The following is a 23,257-nucleotide window of genomic DNA, read 5'->3' on the forward strand; positions in this document are numbered from 1 at the left end:
AGCGCAAGTGGCGCATAGTTGAGGTAGAAGAATGCAAGTGTCAGTCGAGACGACTCAAGGTTTAGAACGCCGTCTTACTATTACCGTTCCAGCGGAATCTGTAGATAAAGCCGTTAAGTCGCGTTTACAACAATTAGCAAAAACACAGCGTATAAACGGTTTTCGTCCAGGTAAAGTGCCAGCAAGCGTAATCAAAAAACGCTTTGGTAGTGCGGTACGTCAAGAAGTGTCAGGCGATGTTATGCAGCAGCATTTCTATCAAGCTATTATGCAAGAAGAGCTTACACCTGCAGGCATGCCGAATTTTGAATTAACCAAAGATGTTGCTGGTGAAGATTTAGAGTTTGCCGCCACCTTCGAAGTGTATCCAGACGTGGTAGTGAGTGCACTAGACACCTTAGAAATTGAAAAGCCGGTAGTAGAGATTGCTGGCAATGACCTAAGTGAAATGATGAAAACCCTTCAGCAGCAGCACGCTACGTTTAAAGAATGTAAGCGTAAAGCTAAAAAAGGCGATAAACTTACCATAAGTTTTGTTGGTAGCATCGACGGTGAAGAGTTTGACGGCGGTAAAGCCGAAGATTTTCCACTAGAGCTAGGCAAAAGCCAAATGATACCAGGCTTTGAAGAGCCTTTAATTGGTGCTAAGACGGGCGATGAAGTCATTGCTGAGTTGACCTTTCCTCAAGACTATCATGCAGAAGCTTTAAAAGGTAAAGCAGCGTCATTTGTAATCACAGTAAACAAAGTTGAAGGGCTAAATTTACCAAAAATTGACGATGAATTTGCAACTTTGTTTGGCGTGAAAGAAGGCGGAGTTGAAGCCTTAGAAGCTGAAGTGAAGAAAAACATGCAGCGCGAATTAGACCAAACGCTCAAAACTAGCGTAAAAGAAGCAGTAATTGATGCATTGTTGGCGAGCAACAGCGTTGATGCGCCCAAAGCATTGGTTGACCAAGAAGTGAATGCCTTACGTGAACAAGCTAAGCAGCGCTTTGCACAGCAAGGAAATGGTCAAAATTTACCCGAGTTGCCTGCTGACATGTTTACTGAAAACGCTAAGCGCCGAGTGGCAGTTGGTCTGTTAATTGGGCAAATTATAAAAGAGAATAAAGTTGAAGTTGATCCTAAGCGCGTTGATGCACTTATCGAAACAACGGCTTCTGCTTATGAAGATCCTACTGAAGTTGTTGAGTACTACAAAAACAACCAAGAGTTATTAAAACAAATTCAGAACCTTGCCCTTGAAGAGCAGGCAATTGATACCATATTAGAAAAAGCAAAAGTCAAAGAAGTGAAAAAATCTTTTGATGAAGTTATGAACAAAAAAGCGTAGTTTACACGTAATAATTGGCGTAACAGACTCTCAACTGATTAAATGCTCGGACTCACCGGGCATTTTTTTTAACTAAAAAGAGACAAAATGAACAATAATATTTTTGAACCCTCTAATGCACTCGTTCCTATGGTTATTGAACAAACCGCTCGCGGTGAGCGTTCGTTTGATATCTATTCACGTTTGTTAAAAGAAAACGTCATTTTCTTAGTAGGTCAGGTTGAAGACCACATGGCTAATCTGATTGTCGCTCAAATGCTGTTTTTAGAAGCAGAAAACCCTGAGAAAGATATCTTTCTATACATAAATTCTCCCGGTGGTTCAGTAACAGCTGGTATGGCCATTTATGATACAATGAATTTCATCAAGCCAAATGTTAGCACGGTGTGCATTGGTCAGGCCGCTAGTATGGGTGCATTTTTACTCTCAGCGGGTGAAAAGGGCAAACGTTATGTATTGCCTAACTCACGTGTAATGATTCATCAGCCCCTAGGTGGTTTCCAGGGCCAAGCGTCTGATTTTGAAATACATGCCAAAGAAATCTTGTCTATAAAAGAAAAGATGAATCGCCTAATGGCGCAGCACACTGGCCAAAAATATGAAAAAGTGGCAAAAGATACTGACAGAGATAACTTCTTAGGTGCACAACAAGCAGTTGACTATGGTTTAGTTGATAGTATCTTAAACAGCAGAGACGATGTTGGAAAATAAATTCAAATGCCCTTTTGTAAAAGGGCAACCCAAAGATTAAAGGCAAATTTTATGAGCGATAATAGTACCAAAGAGGGCGACAACAAGTTGTTGTACTGTTCTTTCTGCGGTAAAAGTCAGCATGAAGTACGTAAACTTATTGCGGGTCCTTCTGTATTCATTTGCGACGAATGTGTAGAGCTTTGCAACGATATCATTCGTGAAGAAATTAAAGAAATTTCACCTAAGCAAAAGAAGGATGCGCTTCCGACACCAAGTGAGATTCATGCGCATTTAGACGATTACGTTATTGGTCAAGAACACGCTAAAAAAGTGTTGGCAGTAGCAGTTTATAATCACTACAAACGTTTGAAAAACGGCGATGTACACGAAGGCGTTGAATTAGGCAAAAGCAACATACTGCTAATTGGCCCGACCGGCAGCGGGAAAACGCTGCTAGCCGAAACGCTTGCTCGCTTGCTCGATGTGCCTTTCACAATGGCTGATGCAACCACCTTAACAGAGGCGGGTTATGTTGGTGAAGACGTTGAAAATATCATTCAAAAGCTGCTTCAAAAGTGTGACTACGATCCTGAAAAAGCGCAGCGCGGTATCGTGTACATCGATGAAATAGACAAAATTTCGCGCAAGTCAGACAATCCGTCAATTACCCGCGATGTTTCTGGCGAAGGTGTACAACAAGCTTTACTAAAATTAATAGAAGGGACCATTGCATCGGTTCCTCCCCAAGGCGGACGTAAACACCCACAGCAGGAATTTTTGCAGGTTGATACCTCTAAAATTCTATTTATTTGTGGTGGAGCATTTGCTGGTTTAGACAAAATAATTGAGCAGCGCAGCGCCAAAGGCTCTGGTATAGGGTTTGGTGCTGAAGTAAAAGCACAGTCAGATAAGAAAAATTTGTCGGAGTTGTTTAAAGATGTTGAGCCGCAAGACTTGGTCAAATACGGTCTGATCCCAGAGTTTATTGGTCGTTTGCCGGTAGTTGCTAGTTTAGAGGAATTAAGTGAAGACGCTCTAATACAAATTCTACAAGAACCCAAAAACGCTATCACTAAGCAATATGGCGCTTTACTTGCGCTTGAAGGTGTTGAGTTGGAGTTCAGGGAAGACGCACTTCGCGCAATTGCGAGTAAAGCAATGACACGCAAAACCGGTGCCCGAGGCCTGCGCTCTATTGTAGAGGCTGTGCTCTTAGATACTATGTATGATTTACCTTCAAATCCGAATGTAGCGAAAGTAGTTATTGATGAAACCGTCATAAGAGGGGAATCTGCGCCTTTGCTGATCTATGAAAATACCGATAAAAAAGCAGCTTCTGAGTAAGCAAGAAAGGGCCATCGAGGCCCTTTTTTAGTTTTTTATTAAATCAGGTTTAAACTTTACCTGAGAATCCCCATATACATCCACAATGCAACCAGTTAAGAGAGAAAAATGACCACCAGCAGTGTACTTAAAAACATGCCAGTCTTGGCATTACGCGATGTAGTGGTATATCCACATATGGTAATTCCTTTGTTTGTTGGACGTGAAAAATCTATTCAATGCCTAGAAGCAGCCATGGATAACGATAAGCGTGTTTTCTTAGTGGCACAAACTGATGCCGGTATTGATGAACCCAGCACATCTGAAGTTTTTGACATTGGCACGGTAGCCACCATTTTACAACTGTTAAAATTGCCTGATGGTACCGTCAAGGTCCTTGTTGAAGGTAATGTGCGTGGCAAGATTGCTAGCTACCTGAACACAGATCCATTTTTTATCGCAGATGTAAACGTATTAAATGATGAGGTGATGGATGAAGCAGAGCAAGATGTACTTATTCGTTCTGCGGTGTCGCAGTTTGAAGGTTATGTAAAGCTAAATAAGAAAATACCACCAGAAGTACTCACTTCACTAAACGGCATTGAAGACGTCGCTAAACTGGCAGATACCATGGCCGCTCATATGCCTTTAAAACTGGTTGAAAAGCAAAAAGTGCTTGAGATGCAGGGTGTAGTAGAGCGGATCGAATTTTTAATGACACTAATGGATGGTGAAATTGACTTACTGCAAGTAGAGAAAAAAATTCGTACGCGTGTGAAAAAGCAGATGGAAAAAAGTCAGCGCGAATATTATTTGAACGAGCAGATGAAGGCTATTCAAAAAGAGTTGGGTGAACTTGAAGATACACCTGACGAATTTGAGGCCTTACAGCAAAAAATTGAAGCGGCAAAAATGCCAGCGGAGGCGAAAAACAAGGCCTCAGCAGAGCTTAACAAACTTAAAATGATGTCGCCTATGTCGGCGGAAGCCACCGTCGTTCGTTCATATATAGATTGGTTGGTGTCGGTTCCATGGCATAAGCGCAGCGTGGTAAAACGCGACTTAGTGCAGGCCGAAAAGGTGCTCGACAATGACCATTATGGTTTAGATAAAGTAAAAGAGCGTATATTAGAGTATTTGGCGGTACAGCAGCGTGTAAAGAAATTGAAAGGCCCCATATTATGCTTGGTGGGTCCCCCTGGTGTGGGCAAAACATCGCTGGGGCAATCAGTGGCAAAAGCAACAGGGCGAAAATATGTTCGAATGTCCTTAGGTGGTGTTCGCGATGAAGCTGAAATACGGGGTCATCGTAGAACTTACATTGGCTCATTACCGGGTAAATTAATTCAAAAAATGTCAAAGGTTGGCGTCAAGAATCCGCTATTTTTACTGGATGAAATTGACAAAATGTCCTCTGATATGCGTGGAGATCCTTCATCAGCACTTTTAGAAGTATTAGATCCTGAGCAAAACTCCACCTTTAGTGATCATTACTTAGAAGTTGATTACGATTTGTCTGATGTAATGTTTGTTGCGACCTCTAACAGCATGAATATTCCAGATGCTTTATTGGACAGAATGGAAGTTATTCGTTTGTCGGGCTACACAGAAGACGAAAAACTGAATATTGCAACTCGCCATTTAATTGCCAAGCAAATTGAGCGTAACGGTCTTAAAGACAACGAATTGAAAATTGAAGAGTCGGCAATAGTAGGGGTAATACGTTATTACACACGTGAAGCCGGTGTGCGTAATTTGGAGCGTGAAATTTCTAAAATTTGCCGAAAAGCAGTCAAGAACATCTTGCTTAAAAAAGAAAAAGGGCAAGTGGTGGTTAATCAAGATAACTTAAAGAACTATCTTGGTGTGCAAAAGTTTGACTATGGAAAGGCAGATAAAAACAATCAAATAGGTCAGGTGACAGGTTTAGCGTGGACTCAAGTAGGTGGTGATTTATTAACTATCGAAACCAGTGCCGTGCCTGGTAAAGGAAAGTCTATTGCAACAGGCTCACTTGGCGATGTGATGCAAGAATCTATTAAAGCTGCTATGACGGTCGTCAGGTCGCGTGCAGAGAAACTCAGAATTAATCCTGATTTTTATGAAAAGCGTGATATTCATGTGCATGTACCAGAGGGAGCTACCCCAAAAGATGGTCCAAGCGCAGGTATCGGTATGTGTACTGCACTCGTGTCGTCTTTAACCGGTAACCCTGTTAAGTGCGATGTTGCCATGACCGGTGAAATTACACTGCGTGGTGAAGTGCTGGCGATTGGTGGCCTAAAGGAAAAGTTATTAGCGGCCCATAGAGGCGGTATAAAAACGGTTATTATTCCATTAGACAACGAAAGAGACTTAGAAGAAATACCTAAAAACGTGATCGGCGATTTGACGATTTATCCTGTGAAATGGATCGACGAGGTACTGGATATTGCCTTAGAATATCCCGTCGAGAGCTTCACAGTAAGCACTAAAGTATAGGTTTACTGAGTTTTTATTAAATAGCATTAAGTGCAAGCGTGGCATATTTGCATTTTTTGTGATTTTACGTAAATAAGTTATTCACATTTAGCCTAGTTATGCTACCTTATTGAGGTAATCGTTCAAAGCCTTTATTATAAAGGGTTTGCAGGTACTCAGATTTTTTATTACAGTAACGAAGTCGTCGTTCAAATTCAACGATTTAACGATCATTAAACTGGCTAAGCTCTATGCAGCCATTGTTCATAAAACGAAGAATGATTCTCAGAGTTGGCTACACATTCTGTTAAGATAATATATTATAAAAATAAATGAAGGGGAGCATATTGTGAACAAAACTCAACTAGTTGATGAAATCGCTGAAGCTGCAGATATTTCTAAAGCAGCCGCTGGTCGTGCATTAGATGCATTTACCGATACTGTAACCACAGCGCTTAAAGATGGTGATCAAGTTGCGCTTGTAGGTTTTGGCACTTTTGCCGTCCGCGACCGTGCTGCTCGCAGTGGGCGTAATCCTCAAACGGGCGCCACTATACAAATAGCGGCTGCAAAAGTACCAGCATTCAAAGCAGGTAAAGCACTAAAAGACGCATGCAACTAATTAGTAAAGCGTTATACACTGCGTAAAGGCGATGAAAATTCATCGCCTTTTTTACGTCTGTTGCTTGCTAATAGTCAAGTTATTATGACTTAAAACGGGTTTTACTCGCGTATCCAGAAAAGGGTCGGTATAATCTACAGTTAAATATTTAACTAATAAAGTAGGCGCCAACGGTTAGGACGGCTTCTTCTTGCTAACAAAAGGTTGTTGTTAAACATGTTACAAAATATTCGTGAGGGCATTCAAGGTCCTTGGGCGATAGGAATTATTGCGCTAATAGTCGTTAGCTTCGTGTTCACTGGTGTGGGAAGCTACATTTCTTCTGATAATACGAATGCAGTGGCAATAGTAAATGGTGAAGAAATACCCGCAGGCGCACTAGATATTGCCTATAACAATGAGCGCGCACGACTTGAAAGCCAGTTTGGTGACGCGGTTAATTCTTTATTCGCCAGTGAAACTTACGTTACTCAATTTCGCAATGACATATTGCAACAGCTCATTAATGATGAGCTGGTTACCCAAAAGGCTAAATCGTTGGGCCTACGCGTTGGGGACAGTGAAATTAAGAAAGCAATTACAATGCTACCCGAGTTTCAAGTAGCTGGGGCTTTTGACAACACCATTTATCTAAATACACTAGGCCGTGCAGGCTATACACCTACTCAATTTGCTGAGTATATGCGCGACCAAATGACCCGCCAGCAGTTGGTTCAGGCTATTAACGGGTCTAACTTTAGTATGCAGCATCAAATATCTAATTTGCTAGCGCTTCAGGGGCAAACGCGCGACGCGAAAAGCTTACAAATAGATTTAGCGAAATATCAAGAATCCATAGAACTAACAAGTGAAGAGGTTCAGGTATATTACGATGCAAATCTTTCAAGATTTGATACTCAAGAGCAGGTTAAACTCGCCTACGTAACGTTATCGGTAGCGGACTTAAGTCCGCAAATGGAAGTGAGCCAAGAAGAAATAGCCCAATATTACGCTGACAATACCCGTTTGTTCGCAAGCCAAGAAACGCGCAGCGTATCGCATATTTTGTTTGAGGCAGGAGACGACATTGAATTAGCCAGAACTCGTGCGCAGGCAGTCTTAGAACAACTGCGTAATGGTGAAGATTTTGCAACACTTGCGCAAGAGAATTCTGATGACATTATAAGTGCTGAGGAAGGTGGTGACTTAGGTCAAATTAGTCCTAGCGATTACGAAGGTGAGTTTGGCGATGCTGCCTACGCTTTAAACGCGGTGGGTGATATATCTGTGATTGTTGAAACCGACTTTGGTCTACACATTATAAAACTTACCCAGTACTCGCCTTCTATTGTTACACCATTGTCTCAGGCTAGCGCGCGTATTGAGGGCGATTTACGCTTAACAAAAGCAACTGATGAATTCTTTGCACTGCAGCAAGAAATGGCGCGTTTAGCATTTGAAGAGCCAGATTCCTTAGAAGCGGTCGCAAAAGCCATTAACCGACCTGTTATAGAAACTGGTTTTTTTGAGGAAAACCAACTACCCCAGGGTGTTGACTACCCCCAATTAAATGACATTGCTTTTTCTGGTGAATTAGTAATTGACCGAGTAAACAGTGATTTATTAGAGCTTAGCGATGAATTAGTGATGGTTGCCAGAGTTGCCGAGCATAAATCTAAGCGCACGCGTTCGCTCGGTGAAGTTAGTCAGCAAATAGAGGGCTTACTCAAGACCCAAAAGGCGCAGCAGCAGGCGCTGGTCTATGCACTAGATATTCAAACTGCTATGTTGAATGATGAAGATATTAGCCCTCTCTTAGCTAAACACGCATTGTCATGGTCGACGCATGTAGGCTTAGCGCGTAGTTCAAACGAACTGCCGGTGCCAATGGTGAATGCTATTTTTGAACTAGGGCCTACTCAAGGTGTTAACAGTAAAGTAGTGTCAGTGTTTGATAACAGCGTTGGTCTAGTGGTATTGTCGTTGGTTAATATAGCCTCGCAAACAGACGAGAGCATGCAAGCTACTATTGCGCAAAGGTTAGTTAGTATGCAAGGTCAGCAAACTTATGAAAATTTCGTTGCGGCGCTGCGAGTTGGTGCCGATCTTACTTTGGTGACTCAATAAGAAACGCTACTGTATCACTGAAAATAAGAAACCCGCAAAAGCGGGTTTTTTAATATTAATGGATCGTGTTACGACCGCGTTATCAGCCACACAATACTGAAAAACCCTACTATGAAAGCGCTAACAACCGCTATATACACATAGCCCCTCCTACCTTGCTTAAACGAATAGTTATTATACTGAAGATACAAAAACCAGATGAAACTAAGGGTAAGTGGCAGTACAAAAACATACTTGATCATCAAACAACTCTTATGTTAATTAAGACATATAAGGGGTATACGCAAAAAGGCAAACTTGAGCTTAAAAAAAAGGCTTCTAATTGACTAGAAGCCTTTGTAATCTGTGTTTAAATACCTGTGAGGGCTATTAAACTAGGCCATAGCCTTAATTTGTGCATTCAAGCGAGATTTATGACGGGCTGCTTTATTCTTATGAATAAGACCCTTTGTCGCCATTCTGTCAAGAACAGGAACAGCGGCTGTGAAAGCTATCTGTGCTTCTTCTTTGTTACCAGCGGTTATAGCGGCAATGATTTTTTTGATGCTAGTGCGTGTCATGGAGCGGCGGCTTGCATTATGCTGGCGGCGCGTCTCGGCTTGAATTGCACGTTTCTTAGCGGACTTAATGTTAGCCAAGGGGGAAACTCCTAAAATATTCATGTCAAAATTGAGGGTGCGGATTATCTAAGTTATTTCGATATTTGTCAACGCTTATAGAGGATAAAAACAAAAAAACCTCAAGACACAGCAAACTTATCAACAATACAGTTATACTACATTAATACCGTCGTATTATACTCCCCAACAGTGTATGGGTTTAATACAATATTCCATGTGTGTTTCTTCAAGAGTGCTCTATGCCTGACAAACTAATAAAGGCCGGCGTTATCGTCAGCGCAATGACGCTATTGTCCAGAGTGCTAGGGCTAGTGCGAGACGTTGTGGTGGCTAATCTGTTGGGCGCGAGCGCAAGCGCTGATGTGTTTTTATTCGCGAATAAAATTCCCAATTTTTTACGTCGCCTATTTGCCGAAGGCGCCTTCGCTCAAGCGTTTATACCTGTTTTAACAGAAGTTAATGCACAAGATGACAACGCAAAGTTAAAAGACTTTGTTGCAAAAGTGTCGGGTACACTCGGTGCTATCGTTTTTTTTACGGCCATTGTTGGGGTGGTCGCCTCACCCCTGTTAGCCGCCATATTTGGTGCAGGTTGGTTTATTGATTATTTAAATGAAGAGCCTGGGGGAGAAAAGTTTGAACTAGCGTCAACCCTTTTAAAAATAACCTTTCCATATATATTTTTTATTTCGCTAACAGGGTTTGCCGGCGCTATCTTAAACACTATGGGCAAGTTTGCCGTTGCTGCTTTTACGCCGGTGTTGCTAAATGTTTCTATTATTGCCTGCGCATACTTTCTAACGCCTCATTTGTCTCTGGGCGCATATGCGCTGGCGTGGGGTGTGTTTATTGGCGGCGTGGTTCAGTTGTTTTTTCAACTTCCTTTTTTATACAGAGCCGGACTGCTGGTTAGACCCAAATGGGGCTGGTCTGATCCAGGCGTGGTAAAAGTGCGCACACTCATGATACCCGCACTTTTTGGTGTATCGGTGAGCCAAATTAACTTACTCCTTGACACTGTAATAGCGAGTTTCTTACAAACAGGGTCGATTAGCTGGCTATACTATTCCGACCGTTTGCTTGAGTTTCCTTTAGGGCTTTTTGGTATCGCTATCGCTACAGTGATTTTACCCACGCTGTCAAGAAACCATGTAAGTAAAGACAAGCAGGCATTCTCAAAAAATATAGACTGGGCTTTTCGTATTGTTGCCATGCTAGGTATTCCCGCAGGTGCTGCACTTATGGTCCTTGCAATGCCGCTAATGCTGGTGATTTTCCAGCGGGGTGCTTTCAGTGTAGACACCGCACACATGGCCTCGCTCAGTTTAATGGCTTACGCGATAGGCCTGTTTGGCTTTATGTTAGTTAAGATTTTTGCACCCGCTTTTTACTCTAGGCAAGACACTAAAACGCCGGTTAAATACGGTATTATTACCATGGCGATAAACATGGTGCTTAACTTAATATTGGCCATTCCTCTTGGTTACGTCGGTTTAGCCTTAGCCACGTCTATTTCAGGTATTATGAACGCGGTTTTACTATACCGACGTCTATCTTTTTTAGAGGTGTACAGGATCTCAAAAGACACTTGGTGGTTTCTAGCCAAAATTACCCTTGCCACTGTTGTTATGGTAATAGCGGTGTTTGCTTATTCGGCAAATCTGGCGTGGGTACAAAGCTCATTCAGCCAGCGTGTAGAATATTTGTGCTATTGTATCGCAATAGGCATAATTTGTTATGCCATCAGCATTTTGATCTTAGGGGTACGGCCTCATCAGTTAATTGGTAAGAAAGTTAAAAAATAGCAGCGCAGTTACGTAAAGTAAGCACTTTTAATCGCGTTAAGGCACTGACATTAATGTGCTCATCGTTTATAATCTCTGGCTTTGTTGTTTCATAAAAAAGTAGCGAAATAGTTTGGAATTAATCAGAGGTCTACATAATATCCGGGCGCAGCATAATGGTTGCGTGCTAACTATTGGTAAATTTGACGGTGTACACTTAGGCCATCAGGCGGTACTTGAAAGTGTATTGCAAAAGGCTAAACTGTTAAACTTACCTGCAGTGGTGATGGTATTTGAGCCACAGCCTGAAGAGCTGTTTGCGCCTGAACATGCGCCAGCGCGCTTGTCTGTGTTAAGAGATAAATATATTGCGCTTGAAAAGTTAGGCGTTCATAGGCTCTTGTGCGTGCGTTTTTGCGCAGAATTTTCCAGTATGTCGCCCCACGACTTCATCACTAATTTGCTGGTGAAGCAGCTAGGAGTAAAGTTTTTGGTTGTGGGTGACGACTTCAGGTTTGGCATTGGGCGAAGTGGTGATTTTACGATGTTGGCACAAGAAAGCAAAGCACAAGGTTTTGAACTTGTTAGCACCCAAAGTTTTAGGCTGCACGACCACCGAATCAGTTCTACCGCCATACGCAATGCCCTAAGAAATGACGATTTTACTTTGGCCGCGCAAATGCTAGGGCGACCCTTTGAGGTAGCAGGCACGGTGGTTCACGGCGAACAAAACGGCAGAAAAATTGGCTTCCCCACTGCAAACATATTACTAAAGCGAACAAAATCGCCCGTCAGTGGTGTGTTTGCGGTAAAAGTTAAACATAACGACAATGTTTACAATGGCGTTGCAAATGTGGGGCATCGCCCTACCTTAAATGGCACAAAGATGCAGCTTGAAGCGCACTTGTTCGATTTTTCGGGTGATTTGTATTCCCAATATATACGAGTTGAGTTTGTCAGCAAGATACGCAATGAGGTAAAGTTTTCAGATTTTGGGGAACTCACCGTACAAATAAAAAAAGACGCAGCGCGGGCCAAATGCTTGTTCGCCAATTAATGATTTAATGGAAACCACACCCTATGAGTGACTATAAAGCGACCCTAAACTTGCCTGATACGGCCTTTCCAATGCGCGGTAACTTGGCGAATCGCGAGCCTGTAATGTTAAAACACTGGGACAGCCAAAATCTTTACCAAAAAATTAGGCAAGCCAAATCAGGCAAAAAGTCTTTTATTCTTCATGACGGTCCTCCTTACGCTAATGGCGATATTCACATTGGTCATGCGGTTAATAAAATTTTAAAAGACATCATTGTTAAATCAAAAACACTGTCTGATTTCGATTCGCCTTATGTGCCAGGCTGGGACTGTCATGGCTTGCCGATTGAGCTAATGGTTGAGAAAAAAGTTGGCAAACCGGGTAAAAAAGTGAGCGTAGCGCAGTTTAGAGAAAAGTGCAGGCAGTATGCGCAAAAACAAATTGAAGGACAAAGTCGCGATTTTCAGCGACTAGGCGTGCTGGCTGATTGGCAGAACCCTTATAAAACCATGGATTTTAGCAGCGAAGCCGACATTATTCGCGCCTTGGCAAAAATCGTACACTCTGGTCATCTAGAAAAAGGCTTTAAGCCAGTGCATTGGTGTACCGATTGCGGCTCGGCTTTAGCGGAAGCTGAAGTTGAATACCAAGACAAAGTATCTTTGGCAATAGATGTTTCCTTTGCGGTAACGAATACTCAAGCAATGGCAGCGTCATTTGGTCTTGATGAGGCGGTGTTTACGAGTCTGGCTGCAAAAGTCGTTATTTGGACAACAACTCCTTGGACCATTCCAGCAAATCGCGCAATAAGTTTACATCCTGAGCTAGTATACGCACTGGTTGATATGAAAATTGAAGGCTTAAATCAGCGCTTAGTAATTGCGCAGGAATTGGTAGAGCATTGTGCGCTGCGCTATCAAGCGCAAAACGTTAACATAGTGGCACGCTGCACCGGCAGTGCGCTTGAAAACCAGCGCGTTAAACACCCTCTACTTGGCATTACTGTGCCCCTTATTTTAGGCAATCACGTTACCACTGAATCAGGTACTGGCTGTGTGCACACAGCGCCTGCGCACGGCGTGGAAGATTTTATTGTAGGTAAAGAATATGGCTTAGAAGTTTATAATCCGGTGGGGCCAAATGGCGTATACACACACGACACGCCTATGTTTGCTGGCCAGCATGTGTTTAAAGCAAATCAGTCAATTGTTGAGGCTTTAAAAGAATATAAGGCTTTGGTACTGTGCGTTAAGTACGAACATAGTTACCCACACTGCTGGCGACATAAAACGCCGCTTATTTTTAGAGCTACCCCGCAGTGGTTCATCAGCATGGATAAGAAAGGCTTACGTAAAGCCTCTCTTGAGCAAATTAAACAAACCCAGTGGATACCCGCGTGGGGTGAAAAACGTATTACCTCTATGGTAGAAGGGCGTCCCGACTGGTGCATTTCGCGTCAACGTACATGGGGCGTGCCTATTTGTTTATTCGTGCACGTAAGTACTGGTGAAATTCATCCAAATACGCAAGCTATTATGGAAACAGTGGCAAAAGCGGTGGAAGAAAAAGGCATTCAGGCATGGTGGGATTTACGCGATGAGGCGCTTCTGGGCGACAACAACAGCGAGTATGAAAAAGTAACCGACACTCTTGACGTATGGTTTGACTCAGGTGTTACTCACTATTTTGTGGTTGACAAGCGTGATGATATCCCAGCATCAGCAGACCTCTATTTAGAGGGTTCTGACCAGCACCGAGGTTGGTTTATGTCTTCGCTTATCAGCTCTATTGCTATGCATGGCCACGCACCGTATAAGCAAGTATTAACGCACGGCTTTACGGTAGACGCTAACGGTAAAAAGATGTCGAAATCCGTGGGCAACGTAATTGCGCCCCAAGAAGTCACCAACAAGCTGGGCGCCGATATATTGCGCTTATGGGCTGCCTCTACCGATTATCGCGGTGAAATGACGGTAAGTGACGAAATACTGAAACGCTCTGCAGACGCTTACAGGCGTATTCGTAACACCTGCCGTTTTCTATTGTCTAACCTCAACGGCTTCAATCCAGCCACCGATTTAGTTGCGGTCAACGACATGGTAGCACTAGACGCGTGGGCAGTAGAAAGAACAAGCCAAGTACAAAAAGAAATTTTAGACGCCTATGAGCAATACGATATGCTTATTGTCTGTCAAACGCTTATGCAGTTCTGTTCAATTGATATGGGTAGTTTTTACCTCGACATTATCAAAGACCGTCAATACACCGCCAAATCAGACGGCCTTGCGCGACGGTCCTGTCAAACGGCACTTTATCATATCATGGAGGCGCTAGTGCGCTGGATGGCGCCTATCACCAGTTTTACCGCTCAAGAATTATGGGAAGTAATGCCTGGTGAGCGTGAGGAATTTGTGTTCACCCAAACCTGGTACGACGCTTTACCCAGTGTTAGTAAGCAGACACTAGACAACACTTTTTGGCAGCAAATAATGCTGGTTAAAGCAGACGTAAACAGCGCTTTAGAAAAAGCCCGCATTAGCAAGCTTATTGGGGGTTCACTAGAAGCCAAGGTCACTTTGTATGTAGATACGCCAACCGCCGATTTGTTAAGTAAACTCGAAGATGAACTTCGTTTTGTATTAATTACCTCGGAGGCACATGTTAAAGACTTAGCACAAAAGCCACTGGGTGCACTGGACACGCCAAATCAACACATGTTTGTGCTGGTTGAAAAATTGGCGGATGAGAAATGCGTACGCTGTTGGCACCAAAAAAAAGAAGTGGGAAGCGATCCTACCCACCCGCAACTGTGTAACAGATGTATAGAAAACGTAGACGGCAACGGGGAAGCGCGCCAATATGCTTGATTTATTTAAGACCACGGGGCTGCGCTTTTTGTGGATATCAGCGATTATTTTTATACTAGACCAGTGGACTAAGTATGCAATTGTTCAGGCCATGACGTTATTTGAATCGATACAAATTACGGGTTTTTTCAATTTAACCTATGTACATAACTATGGTGCAGCGTTTAGTTTTTTATATGATGCAGGCGGCTGGCAAGTTTATTTTCTATCGGCTGTAGCGTTAACCGTCAGTGCTTTGATACTGTGGTGGCTACGGCAAACCACAAAAGAGCAGCTTTTGCTGCCCGTCGCCTTCTCCTTTATATTAGGCGGTGCACTAGGAAACGTATTTGACCGTATAATGCATGGCTATGTAATCGATTTTTTAGATTTTTACTACGGCACGTATCATTGGCCTGCGTTTAACGTAGCAGACTCGGCCATTTTCATTGGTGCGGGGCTACTAATTTTAGATATGTTCAAGAATAAAGAGGCAAATAAAGTCGATGACAAATAGTACAGCAACACCGCAAGATAATAGCAAAATAATAGGTGACAACAGCCAAGTTATTTTGCACTTCGATCTAACCCTTGAGGATGGCACCGCAGCAGACAGCACACGTGTGAGCAACAAGCCGGCTAAGATGGTAATGGGCGACGGCAGTTTAACGCCCAACTTTGAAGAATGTTTGCGCGGTTTAACCGTTGCCGATAAAAAGTCATTTACCTTAAAGCCCACTGATGCCTTTGGTATGCCCAATCCAGACAACATTTATTACATTGATAAAACTAAATTCACAGCAGATATGGAGTTATCCGAAGGTATGATAATGGGGTTTTCACAGCCCGATGGCAGCGAGCTCCCAGGTATTATCCGCAGCATAGCAGGGCATTCGGTAACGGTTGATTTTAATCATCCATTGGCCGGACAAACGGTGGTATTTGCTGTTGAAATAATTGATGTTAAATAAGAGGTAACTATGCAAATTCATTTAGCCAATCCCCGCGGTTTTTGTGCCGGCGTAGACCGCGCAATTATAATTGTAGAGCGTGCCTTAGAATTATTTGAGCCGCCTATTTATGTGCGCCATGAGGTTGTACACAACAAGTTTGTCGTGGATGGTTTAAAAGATCGCGGCGCAATTTTTGTGGAAGAGCTAACTGAAGTGCCCGACAATGCCATTGTGATCTTCTCTGCTCACGGTGTATCACAAGCGGTTCGAAACAAAGCCACCATGCGCGGTTTAAAAGTGTTTGATGCAACTTGTCCACTAGTAACAAAAGTGCACATGGAAGTAATGCGGGCAAGCAAGAAGGGCATAGAATGCGTGCTTATTGGGCATCAGGGACATCCTGAGGTTGAAGGTACGATGGGGCAGTATAGCAACGCCGATGGCGGCATTTATTTGGTCGAGTCTATTGATGATGTCTTGAAACTTGAAGTTAATAATCCAGCTAAGCTTTACTATTGCAGCCAAACAACCCTTTCGGTAGACGATACCGCAGACGTAATTGATGCCCTGCGCGTAAAATTCCCAAAAATTGATGGCCCACGTAAAGACGATATTTGCTATGCCACCCAAAACCGCCAAGACGCAGTGCGAGACTTAGCCAACGACTGCGACGTATTGCTGGTGGTAGGCGCACAAAACTCCTCTAATTCAAACAGGCTTAGAGAATTAGGCCACAAAATAGGCGCTAAATCTTTTTTAATTGCCGACAAAGACTGCATTCAAAAAGAATGGCTTGAAGGTGCCTTGCACATTGGCGTAACAGCAGGCGCATCGGCACCCGAGATCTTGGTACAAGGGGTGATTGACAAACTAATTGAATGGGGCGCTAGTAAAGCCAGTGAACGAGATGGTCGACCAGAAAATGTCGAATTTGCTGTGCCTAAAGAACTGCGTATTAAACAGATCACGTAAGAAAATACCTGCCTTTTAAACAGCGCCCATTACAAATAAACTACATAATAGGCGCCGTTTATACTATGTTGCTAAGCACAAATCTATTCCCCTATAGTGCAGTGCTAAGAGAGCTTACATAACGTTATCCATCTTCCACTATAATCTATACTCTATTTTTATTAGTGCATTACGCCTGACAATTCCGGCCAAAAGGCCAGTTCTCATCTAAATTTAATACCTTACACTCATTCACAATAACCTTATCTTGCGGATAATTGATAAGGTGTCGATATCCTTTACACGCAAACTTTTTTATTACGTTATGAGAAATATAGAAATCAGGCAGACACAGCAGTTTAATAGCGTAGCTCGTCAAAAAGGCGTAGGCATGATTGAGGTGCTTGTTACCTTGGTCATTTTGTCCGTAGGATTACTCGGTGTCGCTTCTTTACAGTTTGTTGGTTCATTTGCCAACAAAGAAGCATTAGCGCGTACCCAAGCGATTATGGTCAGCGCGCAAATGACAGAGCGTTTACATGCCTCCACGGTGGCTTCACGCGTAACCGACGGATTCGTTATTCATAATAATTATGTCGATGAAAATTTTTATAATTTCAAGAATTTATCCTGTGTAGGATCAACACCTCCCTATGAATGCCATTGCTTAACTATTCCTGCAGGTATTCCTAAGTGCCAAACGGGTGAGTGCATTGCCGCCGATTTAGCTGTTTTTGATGCTTACCAAATGTCATGTTCCGTGGTCAGAGAAAATGCCAATGCCACGCTTGAGGTAAGCTGTAACGACAGCGACACCACAGACATCGACGCATGTACTGCAGGTTCCATTCATACAATAATGGTTAAGTGGTCGGTACAAAGCTGGCGCGGTGATTTCAAAAAATCAAATACAAACTGTAATGACGATGGTAACTCAGACTTCGACTGCGTTGTAAAACAGGTAGCACTGTAATGCAAGGCTTAGGCAAAGTGAATAGCAAGCAACAGGGATTTTCACTGGTTGAAGTGATGATTTCCTTGGCTTTAGGCTTAGTCATTTCCAGCGCCGTCGTGCAAATTCTTATCAGTAATTCGATGACCGGCGAGCTCAACAGAGCAATGGCAAGTACCCAAGAAAGCGGTCGTTTTATCGTCTCTAGAATGCGCTACGAATTGCTTATGGTGGGCTTATATAATGCTTTAGATCCACACCTAAACGACAGCGTAGATATTGTTGAAGAAGAATCTTTTGTGCGTAATCACCCTATTCCTATTCCCGGCGATTTTAGTAACCGGACAACGCTTGGCAGTGAACAAGGAGGCGATGGCGCAAGTGACACTCTAGTGCTTAGCCTGCAGGCTACGAAAGACTGTCGAGGCTTTTCGCTAGGCTATGCCATGGATGAAGCGTTTTTTGTGGTAAATGAATACTTTGTGGATCAAGGCAAGCTTAAATGCAGAGGTTTTGACGGACGTGTACTGCGCGGTCAAAAAGCGGCTGCTGGTCACAACGGCCATGCTGCTTACACAATATTAGACAACGTACTGTCTTTTCAAGTGACCTACGGAATGGCAGACCCCTTAAGCAACGATGGCGAAACATTGCCCATTAGATACATAGATGCGTCGGGCCTAAGTGATGCCTTCAATGCAAAACAGCAAGTGGTTAGCTTACGCATGGCAATTGTAGTGAAAGGAGAAGGCAACATCAACTTAGATAGAAAACTGACCTTTAAACTACTTAATGAAGATTTACTGACGGCGCCCGACGAAGGACTTTATAAGGTCTTTGAAACCACGATAACATTTAGAAATATGCGAAATTTTGTTAGGGGAGGAGTATAAAAAATCAAAAGGGTTTGGTGATGGTATTCGCCTTATTGGTATTGCTTTCAATCACAATATTGGGCGTGTCGTCTGTGTCTATCAGTCTTTTACAAGGCAAAATGGCCGGTTCAATGGAGCGTAAGTCGGTGTCATTTAATGCTGCAGAAGCGGCAATTGCAGGAGTAATTTTTGAATCAGAAGACGAATCGGTATTAACAGATCCTGTACTTACCGACCCGCTTTCAGAAGCAAGACAGCTGCCACAAATTAATCTAGGCACGGATCAAATGAGCTGTTTTGACACTAATCGCACTGACCGTGCCGTTACCAAAAACGGTCTAGACTTTAATGCAAGACATACCGCTACTGGACGCTACAGTGAAAACCCGCCAGTAGACAGCTGGTCAAAAACAGCTTTTGTGCGCGAACAAGCATGTCGAGGTTCAAGTAAGGTGATCGGCGGTAGCAATATCAATTGCCATATATTCATTGTCAGAGGCTGCGGCCAAACACAAGGCAGTAGCTACGTGGTAGCCAATACTTTGAGTGCTTCTGTATTCGCACCTGCAACAAATTAACGAGGTAATACTTATGTTTACGCAAAAATTAGGCCTCTCGTTGATCGCTTGTTCACTTAGCTTCATGGTTAGTTTTAGTGCCTTTGGCGATGATCTTGATATTTATGTAGGTTCAAGTGACTCAGTGGTCACCTATAAACCCAATGTTCTGTTTATCATGGACACGTCAGGCAGTATGGGCAGTCGAGACAGCGTTGGCGTTACGCGTATGAAGAGAGTACAAGATGCTCTGCGTGTGGTACTTGGTGGCGCCACCAACATTAATGCAGGCCTAATGCATTTTCAGAATGAGGGCGGGCCCATTTTATTTCCTGTCCGAGATATTGACTCATCTATTGCCCCGCAAATAATTTTATCTATTATCGATGGCCAAGATGATGCCCGTCAAATCGGACAAACCGTAACAGACGGCGCCACCATAAACGCTATTGCTCAGGGGACAGAAACGATTTATTCTGGTTTTAGATATCAAAATGTGAAAATTCCGCGTTCAGCCATCATTACAAGTGCATTTTTACGCTTTACATCAGCGCGCATAGACAACAGTGCAACAGCCTTCATAATTAAAGGTGAAGCGGTGGGCAATGCTGTTGAATTCTCGACAGGTTTAAATAATATTTCTGATCGTCCAACAAGCGATGAGCGAATAATTTGGAACGAAGGCAATCAATTCCCAAGTGATGGCGAAACCCTTAGAACGCCTGATTTAACGCCAATTATTCAAGAAATAGTAAATCGCTCTGACTGGTGTGGTAATAACAATCTGGCGCTTATTGTAAAAACATTGGATCCCACCGCTGGGGCTAACAGGCAAATTTACACAAGTGAGCACGCAGACTCCAGTGCAGCTGAGCTTGTAATTACCTTTGACGAAAACACGGCAACTGGCTGTACTCGTTATAACTTGGTGTATCAAGTACAAAAACAAAGCGACAATGCAGAGGAGCGTCACAATGGCAAAGCAAATACTGGTGATGAATTGTCATTTCACTCAAATTCAAATGCATACACAGCAGTACTATTTAACGATTTAAAAGTGCCGGCTGGTTCTACCATAACGAACGCATACTTAGAGTTTACCGCTTTTCAAAACCGCAATGGATCTAACGCTAGAATGGCTATTCATGGCGCGGCGCTGGACAATCCAGTTAATTTTTCTACGCATAGCGATTATCGCCTTAAAAAAACGCCGAAGACATCGGCCTCTGTTAGCTGGACCAATATTCAGCGTTTTGAAAAAAACGGCGTGTATCAGTCTCCATCAATCACTAATATTGTTCAAGAAATAGTGGATAGAGCAGGCTGGACTGCTAACAACGAATTGATGCTAATTATGTCAGATTTTAGTAATGACAGCCGTGGTGCTTTTACCGCTAGGGGGAAACAATCGGATGCGGTTAGCTTAGTGATAGAGTTTGAGGGTAATGCAACACCCGAGACCGTCTCTACGGTAAGAGATCATTTAATCAGTAAAGTTAACCAATTGAGTACTGCTGGAACCACCCCAATAGTCGGCACGCTTTATGAAGCGGCGCTGTATTTTGGTGGACTTGACGTTGACTACAAACTCAAACGAGGTGTTTCAAGATATAACGAACGAGGCAGAATGCAAAGAAGTACCCGAGTGAGTCACAGAGAATCTTATGTGGGCGAAAATTCGGTTCTGCCGGCTGGATGTGATGAGAATGATTTAAGTAATGAGAACTGCCGCGAAGAGTATATACCTGCCGGCGCGCGCTACATTTCGCCTATTGAAGATTTAATCTGTCAAACGAATAACCATATTGTGCTGCTGTCTGATGGTGAAGCTGCTGGTAATACGGCTATCGGTAAGATTGAAAGCTTGCTAGGTAAAAGGTGCGCTGGTGGTGACACAGATGAGAAGTGCGGTGTAGCGTTAGTAAAAAATATAAGCGATCCCAACGACTCCGTTATTAATGCGCGCGTGGTTACCCATACAATTGGCTTTGCTACGAATGCAAATGCTGACAGTTTTTTGAATAAATTAGCCCTACAAAGCGGCGGCGGTTTCTATCAGGCTGACGACAGCGAAAAGTTATTGGCTGCTTTTGAGACTATTTTGCGCCAGGTAAAAGACGTTAACACGACCTTCGTCTCCCCCGGCGTTGCGGTAAACCAATTAAATCGCCTGTCTCACCACGACGAACTATATTTTGCTTTGTTCAAGCCTGGTGAAGGGACTCTTTGGCCTGGAAACATAAAAAAATACCGTATTAAAGGCGATAAAATATTAGATAAAAATGGTCTCAATGCGGTTAATCCTGCAAGCGGTTTCTTTGCAGAAAACAGTCATAGCTTCTGGTCTACACTTGCCGATGGCAATGATGTGCGTGAAGGCGGTGCGGCTAGTAAGCTAGATCTTGTACGAAATATATATTTCTTTGAAGATACAACCGAGAGAATATTTAAAAATTCGAATAAATTGAATGAAAGTAACGTCAATATAAGCGTTCAAGATCTTGCCATTAATACCATGAGCGATGCACAACTGCTAAGAACGCAAGTATTAAAGTGGGCGCGTGGGGTAGACGTGTTTGATGATGACAATGACGGTTCCACCAGCGACGTGCGCTTACAAATGGGAGATCCCATTCACTCACAACCAGTCATTATTAACTACTCAGATACCGACAGTGCGGTGTTCGTTTCTACTAATCACGGCTTCTTGCATTCTATAGATGCACAAGACGGCAGTGAAAACTTCGCTATAGCACCCAAAGAGTTACTCTCTAACCTACATGATTTCTATAGCGATGGCTCTTCCTTCAGTCACAAGTATGGTTTAGACGGTGATTTAGTGGTGCGCAACGTGGGTGAAAAAATCTACTTGTATTTAGGCATGCGCCGAGGCGGTAATAATTACTATGTATTTGACGTTACCGCAAAAATGGATCCTAAATTGAAATTCACTATAAACGGCGGTGAAGGTGAATTTGAAAATTTAGGGCAAAGCTGGTCGCGTCCTATATTAACCAAGATTAAAATAACTGACGATGTTAAAGACGTTATGATTATTGGTGGCGGCTACGATGAGGATCAAGACGAAAAAAAAGAGCGCTCACAAGACAGCGTTGGCAATAGCGTATTCATTATTGACGCTAATGATGGCAGCCTGCTGTGGTCTGCCAGTAACGAGAACGCTGATCTTATCCTTGATGATATGAAATATAGTATTCCCGCTAGAGTGTCAGCGATTGACCGCAACAACGACGGGCTGGCAGATCATATATACGTTGCAGATATGGGCGGACAATTATTTCGGCTTGACATATATAATGGCAAAAATAAAAACGAGCTGGTAAGTGGTGGATTGTTGGCTAGTTTTTCAGGCGATACTGCGCAAGAAAATAGACGTTTTTATTACGGCCCCGATGTGTCTGAAATAACATTGGGCGAAGAACAATACTATGCGGTGGCGATTGGCTCAGGATTTAGAGCGAATCCTTTAGACACGGTAATTGAAGATGAATTTTATCTGATAAAAGACACCGGTATGTTTAATACCGAAGACGAAGGTAAGTTCTTATTACCTAGCTCAGCGTTTACACAAGAAAATTTGTATGATGCGACCGATCATCTATTAACCTCAAGTAATTCACAGGAACGCGAAATCGAAGCAAAAGCCTTATTAGAAAAGAGTGGTTGGAGAATTCGCTTAAACAGCGGCGGTGAAAAGGTATTGGCATCACCATTAATTCTCGATTATAAGATATTTTTTACTACTTACTTACCCGCTTCTGCGAGTGATAGTTTGTGTGCTCCGCCTACCGGCAACAGCCGTGCGCATTTAGTCAATATGCTAAATGGAAATGCAGTAGCAGACATTAATCGAAACAACGAAAAAGAACCATTGGATCGATTTGCACAAATTGCCCAAACTGGTATTGCGCCCGATACTAAAATTTTGATTGAAAATATTGCGCAGCCCGTTGTTTGTTTGGGAGCACAATGTGTTTCAGCGGTAATAGAAATTGATGAAAATGGCAATGAAGTCGCTTGTGGCAGCGCTTTTGAATGCCTAGCGCAAAACATATATGGACGTTTTGAGCGCGTGCAAAAAGACACTTGGACAACAGAAATTGAAAAGCCGTAAGGCGT

At 43.0% G+C, this 23,257-nt stretch carries 17 protein-coding genes; 16 read left to right on the forward strand and 1 reads right to left on the reverse strand.

From position 1 onward, the window contains the following. Nucleotides 1-31: 31 nt before the first annotated feature. The 6 genes from tig (at nt 32) to GPUN_RS01325 (ending at nt 8,540) form a co-directional block, all read left to right on the forward strand. The gene (gene tig, locus GPUN_RS01300) at nt 32-1,336 is read left to right on the forward strand and encodes a trigger factor (RefSeq protein ID WP_006002649.1); all 1,305 of its coding nucleotides are present in this window, start codon (nt 32-34) and stop codon (nt 1,334-1,336) included. Nucleotides 1,337-1,423: 87 nt separating this feature from the next. Further along, nucleotides 1,424-2,047 carry an ATP-dependent Clp endopeptidase proteolytic subunit ClpP gene (gene clpP / locus GPUN_RS01305; protein ID WP_006002651.1) on the forward strand — a complete coding sequence of 208 codons (624 nt, stop codon included), beginning with the start codon at nt 1,424-1,426 and terminating at the stop codon, nt 2,045-2,047. Nucleotides 2,048-2,098: 51 nt separating this feature from the next. Further along, nucleotides 2,099-3,373 carry an ATP-dependent protease ATP-binding subunit ClpX gene (gene clpX, locus GPUN_RS01310; RefSeq protein ID WP_006002654.1) on the forward strand — a complete coding sequence of 425 codons (1,275 nt, stop codon included), beginning with the start codon at nt 2,099-2,101 and terminating at the stop codon, nt 3,371-3,373. 108 nt (nt 3,374-3,481) lie between these two features. Beyond that, nucleotides 3,482-5,833: an endopeptidase La gene (gene lon / locus GPUN_RS01315; RefSeq protein ID WP_006002655.1), complete on the forward strand. Its 2,352-nt coding sequence runs from the start codon at nt 3,482-3,484 to the stop codon at nt 5,831-5,833. A 328-nt stretch (nt 5,834-6,161) separates the two neighbouring features. Next, nucleotides 6,162-6,434, forward strand: coding sequence for a non-specific DNA-binding protein Hbs (gene hbs / locus GPUN_RS01320; protein WP_006002657.1), 273 nt, complete (start codon nt 6,162-6,164; stop codon nt 6,432-6,434). A gap of 216 nt (nt 6,435-6,650) precedes the next feature. Continuing rightward, nucleotides 6,651-8,540, forward strand: a complete 1,890-nt coding sequence (locus tag GPUN_RS01325; protein WP_006002659.1) for a SurA N-terminal domain-containing protein — start codon at nt 6,651-6,653, stop codon at nt 8,538-8,540. A 374-nt stretch (nt 8,541-8,914) separates the two neighbouring features. Here GPUN_RS01325 and rpsT read toward each other — a convergent pair whose 3' ends face one another. Beyond that, nucleotides 8,915-9,178, reverse strand: a complete 264-nt coding sequence (gene rpsT, locus GPUN_RS01335) for a 30S ribosomal protein S20 (protein WP_006002660.1) — start codon at nt 9,176-9,178, stop codon at nt 8,915-8,917. A 221-nt stretch (nt 9,179-9,399) separates the two neighbouring features. Between rpsT and murJ the strand changes: the two genes are divergently transcribed. The 10 genes from murJ to GPUN_RS01385 all read left to right on the forward strand — a co-directional run bounded on the left by murJ (nt 9,400) and on the right by GPUN_RS01385 (nt 23,252). Then, entirely contained in the window at nt 9,400-10,965 is a 1,566-nt protein-coding gene (gene murJ, locus GPUN_RS01340; RefSeq protein ID WP_006002661.1) for a murein biosynthesis integral membrane protein MurJ, read from the forward strand. A 112-nt stretch (nt 10,966-11,077) separates the two neighbouring features. Then, entirely contained in the window at nt 11,078-12,001 is a 924-nt protein-coding gene (gene ribF / locus GPUN_RS01345; protein ID WP_006002662.1) for a bifunctional riboflavin kinase/FAD synthetase, read from the forward strand. 23 nt (nt 12,002-12,024) lie between these two features. After that, nucleotides 12,025-14,850, forward strand: coding sequence for an isoleucine--tRNA ligase (gene ileS / locus GPUN_RS01350; RefSeq protein WP_006002663.1), 2,826 nt, complete (start codon nt 12,025-12,027; stop codon nt 14,848-14,850). Next, nucleotides 14,843-15,346, forward strand: coding sequence for a signal peptidase II (lspA, locus tag GPUN_RS01355; protein WP_006002664.1), 504 nt, complete (start codon nt 14,843-14,845; stop codon nt 15,344-15,346). The genes ileS and lspA overlap by 8 nt, the downstream gene beginning before the upstream one ends. After that, complete coding sequence (gene fkpB, locus GPUN_RS01360; protein WP_006002665.1) at nt 15,336-15,800, forward strand: FKBP-type peptidyl-prolyl cis-trans isomerase; 465 nt, start codon at nt 15,336-15,338, stop codon at nt 15,798-15,800. The genes lspA and fkpB overlap by 11 nt, the downstream gene beginning before the upstream one ends. Nucleotides 15,801-15,809: 9 nt before the next feature. Continuing rightward, the gene (ispH, locus tag GPUN_RS01365; RefSeq protein ID WP_006002666.1) at nt 15,810-16,754 is read left to right on the forward strand and encodes a 4-hydroxy-3-methylbut-2-enyl diphosphate reductase; all 945 of its coding nucleotides are present in this window, start codon (nt 15,810-15,812) and stop codon (nt 16,752-16,754) included. Between the two features lie 304 nt (nt 16,755-17,058). Continuing rightward, nucleotides 17,059-17,706, forward strand: coding sequence for a prepilin-type N-terminal cleavage/methylation domain-containing protein (locus GPUN_RS01370; RefSeq protein ID WP_051987261.1), 648 nt, complete (start codon nt 17,059-17,061; stop codon nt 17,704-17,706). Between the two features lie 17 nt (nt 17,707-17,723). Continuing rightward, on the forward strand, nt 17,724-18,578 hold the full coding sequence (locus GPUN_RS01375) for a PilW family protein (protein ID WP_238528928.1): 855 nt from the start codon (nt 17,724-17,726) through the stop codon (nt 18,576-18,578). A 20-nt stretch (nt 18,579-18,598) separates the two neighbouring features. Further along, entirely contained in the window at nt 18,599-19,138 is a 540-nt protein-coding gene (locus GPUN_RS01380) for a pilus assembly PilX family protein (RefSeq protein ID WP_051987262.1), read from the forward strand. Nucleotides 19,139-19,151: 13 nt separating this feature from the next. After that, nucleotides 19,152-23,252: a PilC/PilY family type IV pilus protein gene (locus GPUN_RS01385; RefSeq protein ID WP_006002672.1), complete on the forward strand. Its 4,101-nt coding sequence runs from the start codon at nt 19,152-19,154 to the stop codon at nt 23,250-23,252. The last annotated feature ends 5 nt before the right edge of the window (nt 23,253-23,257 follow it).

The organism is Glaciecola punicea ACAM 611 (genome assembly GCF_000252165.1).
In the GTDB taxonomy this organism is placed as follows: Bacteria; Pseudomonadota; Gammaproteobacteria; order Enterobacterales; family Alteromonadaceae; genus Glaciecola; species Glaciecola punicea.

Bases quoted from the DNA above. Each gene is read 5' to 3' on its own strand.
- fkpB (WP_006002665.1), top strand. From the start codon at position 15,336: ATGACAAATAGTACAGCAACACCGCAAGATAATAGCAAAATAATAGGT.
- ileS (WP_006002663.1), top strand. From the start codon at position 12,025: ATGAGTGACTATAAAGCGACCCTAAACTTGCCTGATACGGCCTTTCCA.
- ispH (WP_006002666.1), top strand. From the start codon at position 15,810: ATGCAAATTCATTTAGCCAATCCCCGCGGTTTTTGTGCCGGCGTAGAC.
- GPUN_RS01370 (WP_051987261.1), top strand. From the start codon at position 17,059: ATGAGAAATATAGAAATCAGGCAGACACAGCAGTTTAATAGCGTAGCT.
- lspA (WP_006002664.1), top strand. From the start codon at position 14,843: ATGCTTGATTTATTTAAGACCACGGGGCTGCGCTTTTTGTGGATATCA.
- GPUN_RS01325 (WP_006002659.1), top strand. From the start codon at position 6,651: ATGTTACAAAATATTCGTGAGGGCATTCAAGGTCCTTGGGCGATAGGA.
- GPUN_RS01380 (WP_051987262.1), top strand. From the start codon at position 18,599: ATGGTATTCGCCTTATTGGTATTGCTTTCAATCACAATATTGGGCGTG.
- tig (WP_006002649.1), top strand. From the start codon at position 32: ATGCAAGTGTCAGTCGAGACGACTCAAGGTTTAGAACGCCGTCTTACT.
- murJ (WP_006002661.1), top strand. From the start codon at position 9,400: ATGCCTGACAAACTAATAAAGGCCGGCGTTATCGTCAGCGCAATGACG.
- clpX (WP_006002654.1), top strand. From the start codon at position 2,099: ATGAGCGATAATAGTACCAAAGAGGGCGACAACAAGTTGTTGTACTGT.
- GPUN_RS01385 (WP_006002672.1), top strand. From the start codon at position 19,152: ATGTTTACGCAAAAATTAGGCCTCTCGTTGATCGCTTGTTCACTTAGC.
- lon (WP_006002655.1), top strand. From the start codon at position 3,482: ATGACCACCAGCAGTGTACTTAAAAACATGCCAGTCTTGGCATTACGC.
- clpP (WP_006002651.1), top strand. From the start codon at position 1,424: ATGAACAATAATATTTTTGAACCCTCTAATGCACTCGTTCCTATGGTT.